The sequence below is a fragment of the Methylomagnum sp. genome (assembly GCF_054333355.1).
This window is the reverse complement of sequence record NZ_JBTEKS010000051.1, coordinates 1-17,357: the sequence shown is the minus strand read 5'-3', so window position 1 is coordinate 17,357 and position 17,357 is coordinate 1. Positions and strand designations below refer to the sequence as shown.

Annotated in this window: 21 protein-coding genes and 1 pseudogene; 15 read left to right on the top strand and 7 right to left on the bottom strand. The window is 61.9% G+C overall.

Annotation, left to right across the window (positions count from 1 at the left end):
• Nucleotides 1-36: 36 nt before the first annotated feature.
• The 4 genes from ACXWUF_RS06370 to ACXWUF_RS06355 are packed head-to-tail and all read right to left on the bottom strand — an operon-like array spanning nt 37 to nt 3,533.
• Nucleotides 37-1,659, bottom strand: coding sequence for a PqiB family protein (locus ACXWUF_RS06370; protein ID WP_458493835.1), 1,623 nt, complete (start codon nt 1,657-1,659; stop codon nt 37-39).
• Nucleotides 1,652-2,398 (bottom strand): paraquat-inducible protein A, encoded by a 747-nt coding sequence (locus tag ACXWUF_RS06365; protein WP_458493834.1) that lies wholly within the window; start codon nt 2,396-2,398, stop codon nt 1,652-1,654. Before ACXWUF_RS06365 ends, ACXWUF_RS06370 begins: the two co-directional genes overlap by 8 nt.
• Complete coding sequence (locus tag ACXWUF_RS06360) at nt 2,395-2,991, bottom strand: paraquat-inducible protein A (RefSeq protein ID WP_458493833.1); 597 nt, start codon at nt 2,989-2,991, stop codon at nt 2,395-2,397. The genes ACXWUF_RS06365 and ACXWUF_RS06360 overlap by 4 nt, the downstream gene beginning before the upstream one ends.
• Entirely contained in the window at nt 2,991-3,533 is a 543-nt protein-coding gene (locus ACXWUF_RS06355; RefSeq protein WP_458493832.1) for a hypothetical protein, read from the bottom strand. The genes ACXWUF_RS06360 and ACXWUF_RS06355 overlap by 1 nt, the downstream gene beginning before the upstream one ends.
• A gap of 675 nt (nt 3,534-4,208) precedes the next feature.
• Here ACXWUF_RS06355 and ACXWUF_RS06350 point away from each other — a divergent pair.
• The 9 genes from ACXWUF_RS06350 (at nt 4,209) to ACXWUF_RS06310 (ending at nt 9,490) form a co-directional block, all read left to right on the top strand.
• On the top strand, nt 4,209-4,547 hold the full coding sequence (locus ACXWUF_RS06350; RefSeq protein ID WP_458493831.1) for an HvfA family oxazolone/thioamide-modified RiPP metallophore: 339 nt from the start codon (nt 4,209-4,211) through the stop codon (nt 4,545-4,547).
• A gap of 22 nt (nt 4,548-4,569) precedes the next feature.
• On the top strand, nt 4,570-5,412 hold the full coding sequence (locus ACXWUF_RS06345) for an HvfB family MNIO-type RiPP peptide maturase (protein ID WP_458493830.1): 843 nt from the start codon (nt 4,570-4,572) through the stop codon (nt 5,410-5,412).
• Complete coding sequence (locus tag ACXWUF_RS06340; RefSeq protein ID WP_458493829.1) at nt 5,405-6,172, top strand: HvfC family RiPP maturation protein; 768 nt, start codon at nt 5,405-5,407, stop codon at nt 6,170-6,172. Before ACXWUF_RS06345 ends, ACXWUF_RS06340 begins: the two co-directional genes overlap by 8 nt.
• Nucleotides 6,173-6,336: 164 nt before the next feature.
• Nucleotides 6,337-6,666 carry a type II toxin-antitoxin system PrlF family antitoxin gene (locus tag ACXWUF_RS06335; protein ID WP_458493828.1) on the top strand — a complete coding sequence of 110 codons (330 nt, stop codon included), beginning with the start codon at nt 6,337-6,339 and terminating at the stop codon, nt 6,664-6,666.
• Nucleotides 6,663-7,166 carry a type II toxin-antitoxin system YhaV family toxin gene (locus ACXWUF_RS06330; protein WP_458493827.1) on the top strand — a complete coding sequence of 168 codons (504 nt, stop codon included), beginning with the start codon at nt 6,663-6,665 and terminating at the stop codon, nt 7,164-7,166. The genes ACXWUF_RS06335 and ACXWUF_RS06330 overlap by 4 nt, the downstream gene beginning before the upstream one ends.
• Nucleotides 7,167-7,339: 173 nt before the next feature.
• Complete coding sequence (locus ACXWUF_RS06325; protein WP_458493826.1) at nt 7,340-7,573, top strand: hypothetical protein; 234 nt, start codon at nt 7,340-7,342, stop codon at nt 7,571-7,573.
• Entirely contained in the window at nt 7,570-7,959 is a 390-nt protein-coding gene (locus tag ACXWUF_RS06320; protein ID WP_458493825.1) for a type II toxin-antitoxin system VapC family toxin, read from the top strand. The genes ACXWUF_RS06325 and ACXWUF_RS06320 overlap by 4 nt, the downstream gene beginning before the upstream one ends.
• Before the next feature lie 6 nt (nt 7,960-7,965).
• Nucleotides 7,966-9,345, top strand: coding sequence for a F0F1 ATP synthase subunit beta (gene atpD / locus ACXWUF_RS06315; RefSeq protein WP_458493824.1), 1,380 nt, complete (start codon nt 7,966-7,968; stop codon nt 9,343-9,345).
• Nucleotides 9,332-9,490 (top strand): hypothetical protein, encoded by a 159-nt coding sequence (locus tag ACXWUF_RS06310; RefSeq protein WP_458493823.1) that lies wholly within the window; start codon nt 9,332-9,334, stop codon nt 9,488-9,490. Before atpD ends, ACXWUF_RS06310 begins: the two co-directional genes overlap by 14 nt.
• 17 nt (nt 9,491-9,507) lie before the next feature.
• Here ACXWUF_RS06310 and ACXWUF_RS06305 read toward each other — a convergent pair.
• Together ACXWUF_RS06305 and ACXWUF_RS06300 are read right to left on the bottom strand one after the other, a co-directional pair.
• Nucleotides 9,508-9,843, bottom strand: a pseudogene (locus ACXWUF_RS06305) (type II toxin-antitoxin system VapC family toxin); the annotation flags it as partial.
• Nucleotides 9,844-9,892: 49 nt separating this feature from the next.
• Entirely contained in the window at nt 9,893-10,135 is a 243-nt protein-coding gene (locus ACXWUF_RS06300) for a type II toxin-antitoxin system Phd/YefM family antitoxin (protein ID WP_458493822.1), read from the bottom strand.
• A gap of 76 nt (nt 10,136-10,211) precedes the next feature.
• On the opposite strand from ACXWUF_RS06300, the gene ACXWUF_RS06295 reads away from it, so the two are divergent.
• From ACXWUF_RS06295 to ACXWUF_RS06270, 6 genes are all read left to right on the top strand, one after another.
• On the top strand, nt 10,212-10,610 hold the full coding sequence (locus ACXWUF_RS06295) for a F0F1 ATP synthase subunit epsilon (RefSeq protein WP_458493821.1): 399 nt from the start codon (nt 10,212-10,214) through the stop codon (nt 10,608-10,610).
• A gap of 1 nt (nt 10,611) precedes the next feature.
• A complete protein-coding gene (locus tag ACXWUF_RS06290) occupies nt 10,612-10,890 on the top strand; it encodes an AtpZ/AtpI family protein (protein ID WP_458493820.1) in 279 nt (92 codons plus the stop codon).
• Between the two features lie 3 nt (nt 10,891-10,893).
• Nucleotides 10,894-11,604: a F0F1 ATP synthase subunit A gene (locus ACXWUF_RS06285; protein ID WP_458493819.1), complete on the top strand. Its 711-nt coding sequence runs from the start codon at nt 10,894-10,896 to the stop codon at nt 11,602-11,604.
• 10 nt (nt 11,605-11,614) lie between these two features.
• Nucleotides 11,615-11,881 carry a F0F1 ATP synthase subunit C gene (locus ACXWUF_RS06280; protein ID WP_458493818.1) on the top strand — a complete coding sequence of 89 codons (267 nt, stop codon included), beginning with the start codon at nt 11,615-11,617 and terminating at the stop codon, nt 11,879-11,881.
• 337 nt (nt 11,882-12,218) lie between these two features.
• Nucleotides 12,219-15,596 carry a hybrid sensor histidine kinase/response regulator gene (locus ACXWUF_RS06275; RefSeq protein WP_458493817.1) on the top strand — a complete coding sequence of 1,126 codons (3,378 nt, stop codon included), beginning with the start codon at nt 12,219-12,221 and terminating at the stop codon, nt 15,594-15,596.
• Nucleotides 15,597-15,790: 194 nt separating this feature from the next.
• Entirely contained in the window at nt 15,791-16,747 is a 957-nt protein-coding gene (locus ACXWUF_RS06270) for a response regulator (protein WP_458493816.1), read from the top strand.
• 40 nt (nt 16,748-16,787) lie between these two features.
• On the opposite strand, the gene ACXWUF_RS06265 is transcribed toward ACXWUF_RS06270, so the two are convergent.
• Nucleotides 16,788-17,180, bottom strand: a complete 393-nt coding sequence (locus tag ACXWUF_RS06265) for a hypothetical protein (RefSeq protein WP_458493815.1) — start codon at nt 17,178-17,180, stop codon at nt 16,788-16,790.
• Between the last annotated feature and the right edge of the window lie 177 nt (nt 17,181-17,357).

Genomic DNA, 17,357 nt, shown 5'->3' with positions numbered 1-17,357 from the left:
CGGCTTTTCGTGGGCTAAAGCCCACTCCCACGGGGGTCATTCATCGGTCTTACCCCGGATCAGGGATTCCGGCTCGCGGTCCAGCATGTTCGTCAGGCTCCGCAGCGACCGGGCCGCCCGGGTGGTTTCCCGCAGGGTTTCGCTCAAATCCTGTTGCAAGGGCGAATCGGAGGCCAGGGTTTTTTCTACCTGGGCCAGCGTCTTGCGCAGGTCCGCCAGGGCGGCGCGGGATTCCGGGGCCACTTCGTTATCCAGCCGCTTGATGAGTTGATCGAGGCTCTTGGTCGTGGCGTTCAGGCTGGCGAGGGTGTGGTTGGCGTTGGCGCCGATGTCGTCAAAGGGCACTTTATCCAGCTTCTTCAACAGTTTGCCCATGGATTGCTGCAATTCCTCCACCGTGCCGGGCACGGTCGGCAATTCCAAGGTCTTGCGGTTCCAGTCCACCTGCACGGGCGGCGCGTCGGGGAAGAAGTCCAAGGCGATGTAAAGCTGCCCGGTCAAGAGGTTCCCGGTGCGCAATTGGGCGCGGAAGCCCCGTCCTATCATGGTCTTGAGCAATTCATTACGATCTGGCTCGGTCAGCGCGGCGGGTGCGTTGTCGTGGGCGCGGACGGCCATCCGGTGGGGATAGAGCGCGACCCGCACCGGAAAATGGAACCATTTGCGGGCGGCCTCGTATTGCACGTCCACCGATTGCACCTCGCCCACCACGATGCCCCGGAAATCCACCGGCGCGCCGGGCGCTAGGCCGCGCAGGGATTCGCTGAAATTCAGCACGAAGTTCTGCGCCTCGCCGTCCGGGGTTTTCATGGCGGTGGCGCGGTCCTTGAACAAGGGGAACGCCGTGCCGGGACCGGCTTCATCGCTCGGCTGGGTGTTGGGCGGCGCTTCGAAGGCGATGCCGCCGGTCAGGACGGAGGCCAGCGATAGGGTTTCCACCTTCATGCCACCCGCGTCCAGGGACACATCCACGCCGCTGGCATTCCAAAAGCGGGTGGCGGTGGTGACATAGCGGTCGTAGGGCGCGTAGACGAAAACCAGGAGATGCACGTCGTTGCCGTTGGGGTCCAATTCGCTGGCGACCACCTGGCCGACCTTGATGCGGCGGAAGTAGACCGGCGAGCCGATTTCCAGCGAACCCAGGTCGGGGGCTTCCAGCATGAACTGCCGCCCCGGCAGGTCGCCGGTGATGATCGGGGCCACTTCCAGCCCGCTGAACTGGCGCTGCGACTGGTCCGAATGGCCCACGTCGACGGCGATATAGGCGCCCGACAACAGGGTGCCGAAGCCGGAAATCTGCCCGCCCGAAATCTGCGGGCGCACCACCCAGAAGCGGGTGTCCTCCATCAAGAACTTGGTTGCCTCCTTGACGAACTGCGCCGTGACAATGATCCGGTGGCGGTCCTCAGAAATGGCGATGCCGGTCACTTCGCCGATGTTTACGTCCTTGTAGCGGATTTGGGTCTTGCCCGGCTCCAAGCCCTCGGCGGTCAGGAAGGTGATGGTCGCGGTCGGCCCGCGCTGGAGGATGGTGTGAACGGCGATCCAGCCGCCGATGATGGCCGCGACGATGGGGATGATCCACACCAGTTGCGGCGACCAGTTGCGCTTAGGGGCGGGGACGGCTTCGGGGATGTCTTCTAGGGAGGGTTCAGGCATGGGGAATGTCGCTCGTGAAAGCGTGACGGCGCTCGGCTTCCTCTCCTTGCGGGAGACTAGCCCTGCGCGGAGTCGACGGGGGGGTGGGGTGAGGGGGAATCAATGGGGGTTCTTCTTCAACCATGTCCCAAATCAAACGCGGATCAAACGCCATCGCCGCCAGCATGGTCAGCACCACCACCGCGCCGAAGGCCACCGCGCCCGGTTCCGGCTTGATGGTGGCGAGGGATTGCAGCTGCACCAGGGCCGACAGCAGGGTGACGACGTACACATCCAGCATGGACCAGCGCCCGATGAATTCCAACAGACGATACAGCTTGGCGCGGCCCGTTTGGTGTTGCGTCGAACGCCGTCCCACCGATACCGCCAGATAGGTCAGGGCGATGAGCTTCACCGCCGGGACCACGATGCTGGCGAAAAAAACCAGCAGCGCCAAGGGCCAAGAGCCGGAATGCCATAAATACACCACGCCGCTCATGATGGTGTCCCGCTGCGAGCCGAACAGCGAGCCGGTCTGCATGATCGGCAGCAGGTTGGCGGGGATGAACAGAATGTAAGCAGCGATGAGCAAGGCCCAGGTGCGGCTCAGGCTGTGGGGCTTGCGGAGGTGCAAGCGGCTACCGCAACGGGGGCAGCAGGCCGCGTGCGACGAACCCGGCGGACGCGACAGCAGGCCGCACACATGGCAGGACAGCAGCCCTAAGCTGGCGGCGGAGCGGGGCAGGGCGGGGGAATTCATTGGCCCGCCGCCAGCCGGTTCCACAGCGTGTGGGCGTCGAATCCGGCCATCGCCGCCGCGAACACCAGAATCAAGGCACCGTAGGACCACAACGCCACGCCCGGCTCGATGTGCGCCAGATGGGACAGCTTCACCACCGACACCAGCACGCCCAGCATGAATACTTCGACCATGCTCCAAGGCCGCGTTCCCAGCACCCAGCGCAGCACGGCGGGCAGCGGCCCGGATTGGAACCCCAGGCGGACGGCGGCCAGAATGAAAATCAGGGTGAATAGCTCAAAGGCCGGGGCCAGCAGCGTGGTGAAAAACACCAGGCCCGCGACGGTGGGCATGTCTTCGTCCCACAGGGTTAGCACGGCGCCGAACAGGGTGGTGGCGTTGCGGGTGCCCCGCGCCTCGATGGTGACGATGGGGAAGGCGTTGGCGAGCACGAATAAAATCGCCGCCGCCAACAGCAGCGCCAGGGTGCGATCCAGTCCGGCGGGATTGTTGCGGTAAAGCGTGGCCCCGCAACGGGGGCAGGTCGCCGTGCCGCCGGCGGGCAGCGGGATTTCCCGCTGCAATAGGTCGCACTCGTGGCAGGCGATGAACACTATTTCTTATCCGTGGGCAGGCTGCCTTTGGGAAGAATCGGCGTTTCGCTGCTGACCTTCAAATCGGACAGCAGGTTGATTTCGTTCTCCACCTGGATAAAGCGGGCGGCGGTGATGGCCGAGGTGGCTTTCTTGAGCCGCTGATAATACTTCTTCGCCAGATCGTTGCGGGCCTCGCGGATTTTGAGGGCGCGCTCCGCCAAGTTGTCGGCGATTTCGTTGGTCATGTCGTCGTAGTGTTCGGCGTAGTCCCGAATCAGCCGGTAGCGGTCGTCATAGATTTTCTTCAGCTCGGCCTCGTACAAACCGTATTCGCTCCAGAAGGCGTCCTTCTCTGAATCGTCCAGGTCCATGGCCTCAGTGAGGAGAGCGACTTTCTTCTCCCGGAACTTCACGCGGTCCTGTTCCAAGGCTTTGTAGTCGGGATCGTCGGGCGACAGCGGCGTCAGGGGCTTCGGCCCGCTGGCGCAAGCCGACAGCAACATGGTGGCCAGCAAGGCCAGGGCGCTCAGGCGTTTCACGGTTCGGGAATGGGTTTGCATTAAACTCCCCCTGACATGGCGGGTTTGGTTTGAGAAAGGAATGGATTCTAACCCATAGGTCCGTGGAGCGGATTGCCAGCCCCCGAGGCACGTAAATCGCGCAGGGCATTCGCGCCATGTGATTTTTCTCCCTCTCGCCTTTGGGAGACCTGTCCTGAGTTCCCCGCCAGGGGCGCACCGCCATTAGAGCGCCGCTCGCTCGGCTTCGATACGCGATTCGTAGGGTACGCTGTGCGTACCTTGGGGGGTCGGAGAGGTACGCACAGCGTACCCTACCGCCGTATCGAACTCGTATGAATGCCGCTATAAGTTAGGCTATCGTTCGTTGAGCGGAGTCGAAGCGAACCTGTCGAGGGGCTTTGATTTCGCTGGCTTCGACTCCGCCCTTCGGCTGCGCTCAGGACAGGCTCGGCTAACGAAATCAAAGCCCGCGCTCACTCAAGCTTAATGGCGGTGCGCCAGGGGCGGGCTGCACAAGCCTTATCCATTGTGTGAGAATACGTGCTTCCACAAGAGCGCTTTGGGGTTCCGGCCACCCATCCGCGGGGTCGCGGGACGGGCCGTGAATCCATGCAACTTTGTAGGGCAAGCCTGTCTAAACGAATCGTGTGTTTGCCGCCCGAGCGCCAAACGCATCCCCATCCCAAAAATATTCAACACGAGGAACATCAGGTAATGAGCAAGAAAACCATCTCCACCGTCATGGGCGCCGCTATCGCAACGTCGCTGGCCGGTATTGCCAACGCGGGCGAAAATCCGTTCGCGATTAAGGACTTGACCCATGGCTACATGCAAGTGGCCGAAGCTGGCAAGGAAGCGAAGGAAATGGCCTGCGGCGAAGGCAAGTGCGGTGCCCAGGCGCTTAAGAATCCCGAAATGAACTGCGGCGCCATGAAGGACGCCGCCGCGAAAAAGGAAGCGGAGCAGAAGAAGGCGATGGAGGGCAAGTGCGCGGGCATGAAGATGGACGCACCCGCCGCTCCGGCGGCCCCCGCCGCGCCGAAAGCCCCGTAAGCTTTCAGCCAGGGCGCCGGTTATGAAAGGCACTCCCATTCACGGCGCCGGACTCGGTCTCCGGCGGGCCTTGATTGGCCCGCTGGCCGAGCAACCCCCCGAGTCGGTGGATTTCTACGAAGTGGCCCCCGAGAACTGGATGCGCATCGGCGGCAAGCTCGGCAAACAATTCCGCTCCCTCACCGACCGCTTTCCCTTCATTTGCCACGGCTTGTCTCTGTCCGTCGGCGGTCCCGCCCCATTGGACGAAGCCTTCCTCCTTGAACTCAAGACGTTCCTCGATTCACACGGCGTCCGCCTGTACAGCGAGCATCTGAGCTACTGCGGCGACGACGGCCATCTTTACGACCTGATGCCGATTCCCTTCACGGAGGAGGCGGTCCAGTACGTCGCGGGCCGTATCCGGCGGGTTCAGGACATTCTGGAACGGCGCATTGCCATCGAGAACATTTCCTACTACGCCGCGCCGGGGCGGGAAATGCGGGAAATCGACTTCCTCAAGGCGGTGCTGGCCGAGGCTGATTGTGACCTGCTGCTGGATGTGAACAACATCTACGTCAACAGCGTCAACCATGACTACGGGGCCGATGCCTTCCTGGATGCCGTGCCCGTCGAGCGCATCGTGTATCTGCATGTCGCCGGTCATTATGTCGAGGCCGAGGATTTCCTGGTGGATACCCACGGCGCCCCGATCATCGACCCGGTATGGCGGCTGCTGGACCGTGCCTATGCCCGGTTTGGTGTGGTGCCCACCCTGTTGGAACGGGATTTCAACATTCCGCCGCTGGCCGAACTGCTCCACGAAATCGAGACCATCCGCCAAATCCAGGCCATCCAAACCCCGCCGCTCCGCCGTTATGGCTGACACCCTGCCCGGCTTCCAACGCACCCAATTCGAGTTCGCTGCCTACATCCGCGACCCGCACCGTCACCCGGTCCCGCCGGGCGTGGCCCCGGTGCGGATGGACACGTACCGTGAACTGTTCTTCAACAACATCGAGAGTTTCATCGCAACCGGCTTTCCGGTGCTGAAATCCATCCTGGTCGGCGAACGCTGGCTGGCCTTGGTCCAAGACTTTTACGCCCGCCATCGCTGCAAGACGCCGCTGTTCGTGCAGATCGCCGAGGAATTCCTGGCCTATCTGCAAGCCGAGCGCGGCGACCGCCCGGAAGACCCGGCCTTCCTGCTGGAACTGGCCCATTACGAATGGGTGGAACTGGCGCTGGCCGTGGGCGAGGCCGAAGTGCCCCAGCCCGATGCGGCCCTGATAGCGGACCCGTTGCCCCACACGATCCGCCTCTCGGAACTCGCTTGGCCGCTGGCTTATCACTTTCCCGTCCACAAGATCGGCCCCGACTTTCAGCCCGCCGAGCCGCCCGGCCAGCCGACGTTTCTGCTGGTTTACCGGGATTGCGAGGATGTGGTGCGGTTCATGGAATTGAATCCGGTGACTTACCGGCTGTTGGAACTGCTGGAAGCATCCGGCCCGCTGCCCGCCCGTGACTGCCTCTCGCGCATCGCCGAAGAATTGCGCCACCCGGACCCCGGCGCCGTGGTGGGGTTTGGGGCGGAGATTTTGCGGGGGTTGGCGGAGCGGGGGGTGATTGGGGTGGCCGTTTCTTAATCGACGTTCGCCCGCCGCTTTCAAGCGCTGTCGTAACTTGCCGGATTCTTTCCCGGACTTCCTTGTCACTGCTTCTTGCTTTCCCAAAAACCCGCCCGCGTTGACCCGGCAATGCCGTCGCATTACCCTTGCGGACGCTCCATTATTTCCCCGGAGAGTTCGCCATGAGCGCCACTTTCGAAGCCGAATCGACCCTCACTGACCGCTATCAGACCACGGTGCCGGAGACCGTCCGCCGGGCGCTCAGGCTGGGCAAGCGCGATAAGATTCATTACTCGATCCGCCCGGACGGCGAAGTGGTCATCACTCGGGCAAGGCCGGTCGGGGATGATGACCCGGTACTGGAACGATTCTTGGGTTTCCTGGCCCACGACATGGCGGATCACCCGGAGCGACTTGGAGCCATCGACGCGGCTTTCGTCCAGCGGGTCCAGGCGTTGGTCGGGGGCGTGGCGGTGGATTTGGACGCTCCATTGTCGGCGGATGATGAATGAGCGAATCCCATCCATCGCCCATAACCTTCAATGGCTGGACAATTTTTGCCCACCCTTTGTTTCTTGAGCAGGTCGAGGCGCTGATTGGGCAAGTCGAAGCCCTTAAGCGGAAAGACCCAACCGGCTATGTCAAAAAGAACGCCAGCAAGCGCTTAGCTGCCATCGCCAAGTTGGCGTTTGATGTTATTCCGCAAGAGCCGGGCCGCGTCGAGTATCGCCAAGGTAATACGCTGGGCGAGGCGCATCGGCATTGGCATCGCGCCAAATTCTTTCAACAGTACCGGCTGTTTTTCCGCTACCACGCTGCCAGCAAAGTGATTGTCTATGTCTGGGTGAACGATGAGGACATTAAGCGGGCCTATCAGAGCAGCGATGATGCTTATCGCATTTTCCGCAAGATGTTGGAAAGCGGGCATCCACCCGGTGATTGGAGTCAGCTTCTCGCCGAGGCGCGGGCTGAGTCCGAGCGATTACGGCATTCCTTAGCAAAAATCACCTAATGCTTCGTCACGCATGAAACGCCGAGTGGTTCCCGAGGGTGTCGCACGAGGCCGGATGTCTGGGGTAGGCGGTCTGGCCGACCCCCGCCGTCTTTTTTCCCGGCCTGCCATTGACCCATCCAAACCCCGCCCCCTATCCTGTCCGCCCGGACTCTCAACCGCAGGAAACCTCCATGGCTACCGTCAATTTCAGCGTGCCCGATGAAGTTCAAGCGGCATTCGATGAAACCTTCAAGAACCAGGATCAGAACGCCATCATCGCCGATTTAATGCGTAAGGCCGTTGAGCGGATTCAACACCCAGAGCCGGAAACCGACGCCGTGGAGCAAATTTTGGCTTTGCGTGCCCAAACACCGCCAGTGCCAGCGGGAGCGATTCAAGCGGCGCGGCAGGAACTTAGGCAATGACTTGCGTGGTAATCGACGCGAGTGTTGCGGTCAAATGGTTCGTGGCCGAAAGCGATGGAAACACCCATGCTTTTCAGCCACCTCATTGGGAGGCTGAAGTCGCCGCTGTGTTGGCCCGATTAACTCCCGAGAATGCGGTAGCCAAGCTTATCGCTCTGCGGAAACTGCCGTATCAACGGGTAAAGCAAACCACCATTTATGCCAGCGCAATCGAGCTTTCCATCCGACTCAACCACCATCTCTTCGACACGCTCTACCACGCCACCGCCTTTCATATTCCGGGCGCTGTCTGCGTGACTGCCGACACCCGGTACTACGAAAAAGCCAAGGATTTAGGCCAAATCCGCCTTCTTGCGGATTTCAACCTTCCCGTTGCCACGTCATAAACCCTCATGGCAACCAACCCCACCCCCATCGGCCACATCGCCGAAGTCTACGGCCCCGTGGTGGACATCGCCTGCGACCCGCTGCCGCCGCTGCACCGCGCCCTCACCGCCGCCATCGACCACGAGCGCTACACCTTCGAAGTCCACCAGCACCTCGACCGCACTCGCGTCCGGGCCATCACCCTGCACCGCACGTCCGGCCTCAAGCGCGGCATGGCGGTCTACGACACCGGCGACGCGGTGCGGGTGCCGGTGACTACCGAGTGCCTGGGGCGCTTGCTCAACGTGTTCGGCGAACCGCTGGACGGCTTGGCCCCGCTGCCGCAAACGGAATTCCGGCCCATCCTGGCAAGACCACCCGCGCTACACGAGGCGGTGCCCGCCAGCGGGATTCTGGAAACCGGCATCAAGGTCATCGACCTGTTGTGCCCGTTTGTCCGGGGCGGCAAGACCGGGCTGTTCGGCGGGGCGGGGGTGGGGAAGACCGTGCTGATTATGGAATTCATGCACGCCATCGTCGCGCTGCATAAGGGCGTGTCGGTGTTCGCGGGGGTGGGCGAGCGCATCCGCGAGGGCCACGAACTCTGGCACGAGATGGGCGACGCCGGGGTGCTGGCGAATGCGGTGCTGGTGTTCGGGCAGATGGACGAATCGCCCGGCGTGCGGTTCCGTATCGCCTTGTCGGCGCTGACCTATGCCGAATACCTGCGCGACGCTTTGGGCAAGGAGGTTTTGTTTTTGATGGACAACGCCTTCCGATTCGTGCAGGCGGGCAGCGAGGTGTCGGGGCTGCTGGGGCGGATGCCCGCGACGGTGGGCTATCAGCCGACCCTGTTGAGCGAGGTGGCCGAATTGCAGGATCGCATCGTTTCCACCCAGCGCGGCAACATCACCTCGGTGCAGGCCATCTATGTGCCCGCCGACGACATGACCGACCCGGCGGTCAGCGCCATCCTCGGCCACTTGGATACCACCGTGATTTTGTCCCGGTCGCAGGCGGGGAAGGGCATTTATCCGGCGGTCGATCCGCTGCTGTCCGGCAGCAAGATGATGGACCGGCATTTTCTCGGCGACCGCCATTACGCGGTGGCGGCGGGCGTGCGTGAGCATATGGCCCGCTACGAGGAGTTGGAGGACATTATCACCATGTTGGGGGTGGAGGAGTTGTCCGAGCAGGACCGCTTGATTGTGCAGCGGGCGCGGCGCTTGCAGCGGTATCTCAGCCAGCCGTTTCATACCGTGGCGGAACATACCGGCATACGCGGCGCGTCGGTGCCGTTGGCGCAGACCTTGGCGGATTGCGAGGGGTTTTTGCGGGGGGATTTCGATGGAGTGGGGGAGGATGGGTGTTATATGCGGGGAGCGATGGCGGATGGAAAAGTTTAACGAAACAGAAAACCAGCCTATCGAACCGCGTTCCAGAATATATACGCTGGAAGAACTGTTGGCGCAGTGCGACCCGAACGCGCCCGTGCCGGAGGAGGTAGCCGAGTGGCTCAAGGCACCGCCGGTCGGCAACGAAATATGGTGATGAATTAGTCGGGTGCGTTACCAGATGACTTGTAAGCCGGGAATCCCCTGCAAATTCTCATCGGTGGTAATCAGCGGAAAGTGATGATGAATTGCGGTGGCGGCAATCAAGCGGTCGGCGGGGTCTTTATGGATGAATGGGCCGATTCGGGAAAGGTGGGCGATTTCCGGGATGATTGGTAAAACCGTCAGTTTCAGGTCAAGGACAATATTCCTCATATACGCATCGGGCGGAACATCGCTGGTTGTTTTGAGTTTTCCCCGCTCGAATGCCATGGCGATTTCCCAAAAACTAATATCGCAGCAGGCCAGACTGCCGAGGCACCTGCCCTGAACCATAGTTTCCCGAGCCTTTTTGGAAAGCCGTTCAGGATTGTCAGCCTAGAAAATCAGCGCGTGGGTATCACAGATGATCTTCATCCGCGCTCCATTCCACATCATCAAACGGGCTCACCACATCCCCCACGATCACGGTTCCACGCAAGGCGGCCAAGCGTTGTTGCGCCGCTTCTGACTCGTCCGGTTCCGGCGATAAGCGGGCGACAATCTTGCCTTTGGATGCGATGCGGATTTCCTCCCCGGCGGCGACGCGCTTGAGGTAGGCGGGTAGATGCTGGCGGAATTCGGTGACGTTGACCGTGGTCATTGGCATTGCTCAGAGTGCATGAAGGGTCGATGATTATAGTTATCAGATTCCGTTACCGTGGCAATTTCATAGTCCCATGACCACCTTCACCCTCCACCTCCACAGCGCCCGCCAATCCGAGCAAATCGACGACGTGGAAAGCTTCGTCGGCGAGGACGCCTCGGGTAGCTTCGGACTCAAGGCTTGCCACGAGCGGTTCATGACGGTGCTGGTGTTCGGCCTGGCCCGCTACCGCCGCCGGAATCAGCCCTGGCAATACCTCGCCCTGCCCGGCGCTCTGGTCCGGTTCGCCGACAACCACTTATTCATCGACACCCGCCGCTACCTCCGCGATGCGGACTACAATCGGATCAGCCTCGCCCTCACCGAACAATTGCTGAAGGAGGAAGAAGTGCTGGGTGGCCTGAAACAAAACCTGCGGCGGATGGAGGAAGCCATGCTCAAGCATTTGCTGGACATTTCGCGGGGGCACTGATATGGACGAGCGGGAACGGTTGCGGCTGCGGCAATCCATCGAACGGCAGGCCCAACGCATGGAGCAGGCGGAGCGCGAACGCCCCACGCTGATGTCGCAGACCGTGTTCCTCGGCGTGCTGGCCCTGTTGCTGGTGCTGCCGGTGATTCTCGGTGCCTATTTGGGGCGCTGGCTGGATTCACTCACGGCCGGCTATTCGGTGCATTGGACCATCGGCTTGATTCTGGTCGGGCTGCTGGCCGGCATCTTCAACGTCTACTTGTTCATCCGGGAGCATTAAGCCATGGAACAAGCCGATTTCGCCCCCATGCTGTCCTTCGATCTCGGCCCCGCCCACATCGGGCCGACCGTGCTGACCACCTGGCTCATCATGGCGTTGCTCGGTGGCTTCGCCTGGCTGGGAACGCGCCGACTCAGCGTGGAAGCCCCGTCGCGGCTCCAGGCCATGCTGGAAGGCGTGGTGGTTTCGATGGAGGAAGCCATCCGCACCGTGGCTCCCAACCATGCGTTGCTACTGTTGCCTTTCGTGGGGACGCTGTGGATTTACACCGTGGTTGCTAACCTCATCGGGCTGGTGCCGGGGCTGGGTTCGCCGACCGCCGACCTCTCGGAAACCGCCGCCCTGGCCCTGCTGGTGTTCCTGTCGGTGCATTGGTTCGGTGTCCAAGTCAGCGGTTGGCACTATCTTCGTCATTACATCGCGCCCAGCCCGGTTATGCTGCCGTTCCATCTGTTGAGCGAGGTGTCCCGGACCATCGCCCTCGCCATGCGCCTGTTCGGCAACATGATGAGCCTGGAATTGGCGGTGCTGCTGGTGCTGCTGGTGGCGGGCTTTCTGGCCCCGGTGCCGTTGTTGCTGCTGCACATCGTGGAAGCGCTGGTGCAGGCGTATATTTTCGGGATGCTGGCGTTGATCTACATCGCGGGTGCGCTGCAATCCCAACACTCCCGTCCCAATTCCCACCCTCTCCCGCCCGGCGCGGAAAACCCATAAGGAGTCCTGAATGAGCGACATGCACTGGTTCGTCATCCTGTCCACGGTGGGCGCAGCCCTGGCTATTGCCATCGGCGTGTTGGCGCCCGGCCTCGCCATGGGCAAGGCCATCGCCCAAGCCCTCGACGCCCTGGCCCGCCAGCCCGAAGCGGAGAAATCCATCACCCGTACCCTGTTCATCGGACTCGCTATGATTGAATCCTTGGCGATTTATGTGTTGGTGGTGGTGTTGATTATTCTGTTCAGAAATCCTTTGGTGGAATATTTATTGAAGTGATCGGGCCGATGGTTTCGCTGTTTCGTAGGGTGGGTTACGGCGCACGGCCAGCCCAAATAAGCTTCGCGAATCTATCCGAATGTGCGCCTAACCCACTCTACGAAATCGCACCTTGGCAGTGCGCGACGCCCTAGATTGAGCCGCCAAGCCCGCCCAAGCCTTCATTGTTCTTCCCCGAACCGCCCATTCAACCAGTCAGTCACCCCGCACAGCACGTTATTTGCATATACCCAACGCCCCTGTGGCGTCCAAGCATCAATCCGTGGCTTGAACGCAATGGCAACCCCTGCCATACCCGGCGCAGATCGGGAATGCAATAAATAACGAGCAAGCAGCCATGGCCGTGAACCGGCAAACCATCGCAAAGGTGCGCCGCGACTATAACTCGTGGGTCGCGAACGAAACCCTGGAAGACTACGCGCTCAGATTCGCCCCGCGCAGCTTCCGCAAGTGGTCGGAATTCCGGGTGGCGAACACCGCCTTCGGCTCCATTTCCTTCCTGGTCCTGGAAGCCATGGGCGGGCTGATGGCGGTGAACTACGGCTTCACCAACGCCTGCTGGGCCATTCTCGCCGTCGGGCTGATCGTGTTCCTGACCGGCTTCCCCATCAGTTATTACGCCGCCCGCCACAACATCGACATGGACTTGCTGACCCGTGGCGCCGGGTTCGGCTACATCGGGTCCACGCTCACCTCGCTGATTTACGCCTCCTTCACCTTCACGCTGTTCGCGCTGGAGGCGTCCATCATGTCGCTGGCGCTGGAGCTGTATTTCGGAATGCCCATCGCCCTGGCCCATGTGGTCAGCGCGGCGGTGGTGGTTCCCCTGGTGACGTTCGGCATCACCACCATCAACCGGCTGCAATTGTGGACCCAGCCCATTTGGCTGATTCTGCTCATCGCGCCTTATGTCGCCGTGCTGGCGCGGGAGCCGGAAGCCCTCGGCGAAACCTTGCGCTTCACCGGCCATGGCCCGGCGGATGGTCATTTCGATTGGATCATGTTCGGCACCGCCTGCACCATGGGCTTTTCCATGGTGGCGCAGATCGGCGAGCAGGTGGACTTCCTCCGCTTCCTGCCGGAAAAAACCCAACAGAACCGCGTCCGCTGGTGGGCCGCGACCATCGTCGCCGGCCCCGGCTGGATCATCTTTGGCATGGTCCGGCAGTTGGGCGGCGCGTTTTTGGCCCATCTGGCGATTCGTCATGGCGTCGTGCCCGCCCATGCCCACGAGCCGACCCTCATGTACTTGATCGCTTATGGCTACGTGTTCGCCAACCCCGGCGCGGCGCTGGCGGCGACCACGCTGCTGGTGGTGGTGTCCCAGGTCAAGATCAACGTCACCAACGCCTATGCCGGTTCCTTGGCGTGGTCGAATTTCTTCTCCCGCCTGACCCACAGCCATCCGGGCCGGGTGGTGTGGTTGGTGTTCAACGTCGCCATCGCCTTGCTGTTGATGGAGCTGGGCGTGTTCGGCGCGTTGGAACGGGTGCTGGGGCTGTTCTCCAACGTGGCCATCGCCTGGATCGGTGCCTTGGTGGCGGACTTGGTGGTGAATAAGCCCTTGGGCCTGAGTCCGCCTTTAGTCGAGTTCAAACGGGCCTATCTCCCCGACCTCAACCCGGTGGGCGTGGTGTCCACCTTGTGCGGCTCGGCGCTGTCCATCCTGGCCTTTCTGGGCCTATTCGGCGAGGGGCTACAGGCGTTCTCGGCGTTCCTGGCTTTGGGCGTGGCCTTCGCTTTGGCCCCGCTGATTGCTTTCTTGAGCAAAGGCCGCTTCTACATCGCCCGGGATCGGGAAGACTGGGGCACGGCCACGCCGCACGCTCAATGCTGCATCTGTGGCAACGATTTCGAGATGGAGGACAAGGCCTACTGCCCGGCCTATCAGGGCACCATCTGCTCGCTCTGTTGCACTCTGGACGCCCGCTGCCTGGACGCCTGCAAGCCCGGCGTGCGGCTCAAGGACCAACTGGAAAGCCTGGCCCGGCGCTGGCTGCCCTCCCGGTGGTCCATCGCCGTGCGGATGCGCTTGATCCGCTTCGCCTTGGTGTTCCTGCTGCTCGCCACCCTGGCCGGGGTGTTCGTGGGGGTCATTTTCTATCAGGACATCCTGGCCGCCCGCTCCCCGGAACTGGCCGGAATGCTGGAAGATAGCTTCGTCAGGGTCTATGCGGCGCTGCTGGTGTTCCTGGGGATGGGCGCCTGGTGGCTGGTGCTGAACACCGAGAGCCGGTTGGTGGCGCAGGAGGAGTCGACCAAGCAGACCCAGCGGTTGTTGCGGGAAATCGACGAGCATCAGAAGACCGACGGCAAATTGAAACGGGCCAAGGAGGCGGCGGATCGCGCCAACCACGCCAAGAGCCGCTTCCTCAGCGACATGAGCCACGAGATTCGGACGCCCCTCAACAGCATCCTCGGCTACGCCCAACTGCTGAGCAAAGACCCGGCCATCCCGGCGCATCGCCGCGATGCCGTGGAAATTATCCAGCGCAGCGGCGAGCATCTGTCCGCGCTCATCGAGGACATTCTGGACATCGCCCGCATCGAGGCCCGCAAGCTGGAGTTGAAGCGGGCGCCCATCGACTTCGGCGCTTTCGTCGAGCAACTGTCCCGCATGTTCCGGCCCTTGGCGGAGGCCAAGGGGCTGGCGTTCCGCTGCCAGATCGTCGATCCCTTGCCCCGCCACATCCGGGGCGACGAGAAGCGGGTGGGGCAGATTCTCATCAACCTGCTGAACAACGCGGTGAAGTTCACGCCCTCCGGCGAGGTGGTGTTCCGGGTCGGCTATAGCGGCGAAATCGCCCGCTTTCAGGTGGTCGATACCGGCGTCGGGATTCCAGCGGATCAAATCGAGGAGGTTTTCCAGCCCTTCCAGCGCTTGGCCAGCGGGCGGGGCAATGCCGCGTCCGGCAGTGGGCTGGGGTTGACCATCAGCAAGATTCTCGCGGAAATCATGGGCGGGGAATTGACCGTGGAAAGCGTGCCGGAGTTAGGCTCGACGTTTTCCGTGCGGCTGTTCCTGCCCGATTTGCGTCAGGCCGATGAGCCGATATCGGAGGAAGACATCGCCGGTTATCATGGACCCCGGCGGCGTTTGTTGATCGTCGATGACCAGGCGGAACACCGGAAGCTGCTGCGCTCCATCCTGGAGCCGTTGGGCTTTGAGTTGGATGAGGGCGAGTCCGGTGTGGAATGTCTTTCCAAGGTTCGGGAACGGCGTCCCGACCTGATTCTGCTGGATTTGGTCATGGCGAACATGGGCGGCATCGAGGTCGCCGACCGGCTGCGGGCGGGGGGCTGTCGGACGCCTATCATCGTGGTCAGCGCCAATGCCTATCCCTCTGACCGGAAGCAATCCTTCGCCGCTGGCTGCGATGACTTTGTCGCCAAGCCGCTGCAAATCGCGGACCTCTTGCGCAAACTGAAGCTGCATCTTGGCTTGGATTGGATTTACCGGAAGGACGGCGGCGCGGGCAGCCGGAATCCGGCCCATGAGGCGATGGTGCCGCCGCCACCCGAGGTGATTGAAGAGCTGGCCGCTTGTGCCCGCATGGGCGATATGCGTGGTTTGACCGACCGGCTGAAAGCCTTGATTGACGAGGACTTCCAATACCTGCCCTATGCCCGGCATTTACAAGGGTTGGCGAAAGAATTCCGGGTCGCGGATATTAAAGCGATGCTCGCCGCCGCTCTGCAAAATAAGCGCGAATAATGTTCGGACGGTCTCACGCCAAGACGCTAAGGAAAAGCGCAAGAAGGGCTACCGCGTAGGTCGGGCATGCACTCATGCCCGACAGCCCTTGATCCAGGAGCTTGATTCAGTCGCTGGCGTCGGGCAAGAGTGCATGCCCGACCTACTTCTCTCGGCCCAGTCCTTTTAAAAAACCGCTTCGAAGAATCAGCCCCATGAATCCCATTCGAACTCCCGCCCCCGGCACCGTCATGATCGTGGATGACGCCCCCGGCAACCTGGCCTTTCTCTCCGACGCATTGGAAGAAGCTGGCTACCGGGTGCTGGTCGCGACCGACGGCCTGTCCGCCCTGGAACAGCTTCTCTATGCCCAGCCCGATGTCATCCTGCTGGATGTGGTCATGCCGGGGCTGGACGGCTTCGAGACTTGTCGGCGGCTCAAGGCCGACGCCGAGACCGCCACGATCCCGGTCATCTTCATGACGGCGCTGAGCGAGTTGGATGATCTGCTACGGGGTTTCGAAGAGGGCGCGGTGGACTACATCGTCAAACCCATCCGCCACCAGGAAGTCTTGGCGCGGGTCGCCAGCCACTTGACGCAAGCGCGGCTGATTCGCCGTTCCGAGGACGCCCTGTCCCGCAGCGGCTTTGCCGCCCTCGCCATTGATGGCGCAGCCGGGATCACTTGGCTCACCCCGGCGGGTTCCCGTTGGCTGGCGGAGTTGATGGGGGCTGAGGAAGCGGCGCTGGGTGCCACGCCCGAGGCTTTGCCCAAACCGTTGGCGGAATGGTCGCGGAAACGGATTGCGGTGGAGGGGGATTCGGAGCAGGGGACGTTCACCGCTCAGCGGGATGGCAAGAAATTCACGGCCCGGCTGGTGCCCTGCCAGGATGGCCGCGAATACCTGCTGCTGTTGCAGGAATCTTCCGGCGATTGGAATCTGGATTCGTTGAAAAGCACCCTGGGCCTGACTCCCCGCGAAGCGGAGATACTGATGTGGATTGCTCGGGGCAAGACCAACAAGGACGTGGGCCAGATTCTCGGCAGCAGCCCGCGCACCATTAATAAGCACTTGGAACACATCTTCGAGAAGCTGGGCGTCGCCACCCGTGCCGCCGCCGTGGCCGTGGCGCTGGACCGGGTGCGGAGCGAGCCGGAAGCCTCGACTTGACCCGGCGTCCCTGCCGGGTGGGCTGGGTCGCTGGCGGGTTTCAGTCCTCCATGGGCAGGACCTCAACCCTACCCCGGACATCGTTTAGGCTTGGATAGCTGTAAATGGCCGGCCCGTAGGCTTGATCGACATAGTGGACATTGAAGGCCACGGTGGTGTCGGGAGCCACCCGCGGGTAGCTGTAGATCGCCTGTCCATAGGCTTGATCGACGTAGACGATTTGGGGGTGGATGGTGTCCCGCTCGGCGCCTTCAAGGTTGAGATAACCGAAAATGGCTTGACTCAGGGCCGTGCTGGTATAGACGAGGCCAGAGCCGGATGTCTCATGACCATCCTCGGAAGCCCGATGGCCCGCCAAGGCCAGAGGACTGCCGATGAGTCCCAGAATGGCAGAACCAAGCGCCGCATGTTGTATCAGTTTTCGAATGTTCACGGGCTGCCTCCTCGATCATTCGCGTTGGGGATTGGTGTGATTGGTGTGTTACGCGATTGTTAGACGGGGAGTCTGGGATGGTGGTTCCAAGAAAGGGCGCGGCGCACCAAAAAAACCGAGCAGGGCGCTCTGTTATTGGGCAAACTGCCGGGCGTAGAATTCGTTTCACTCACTGGC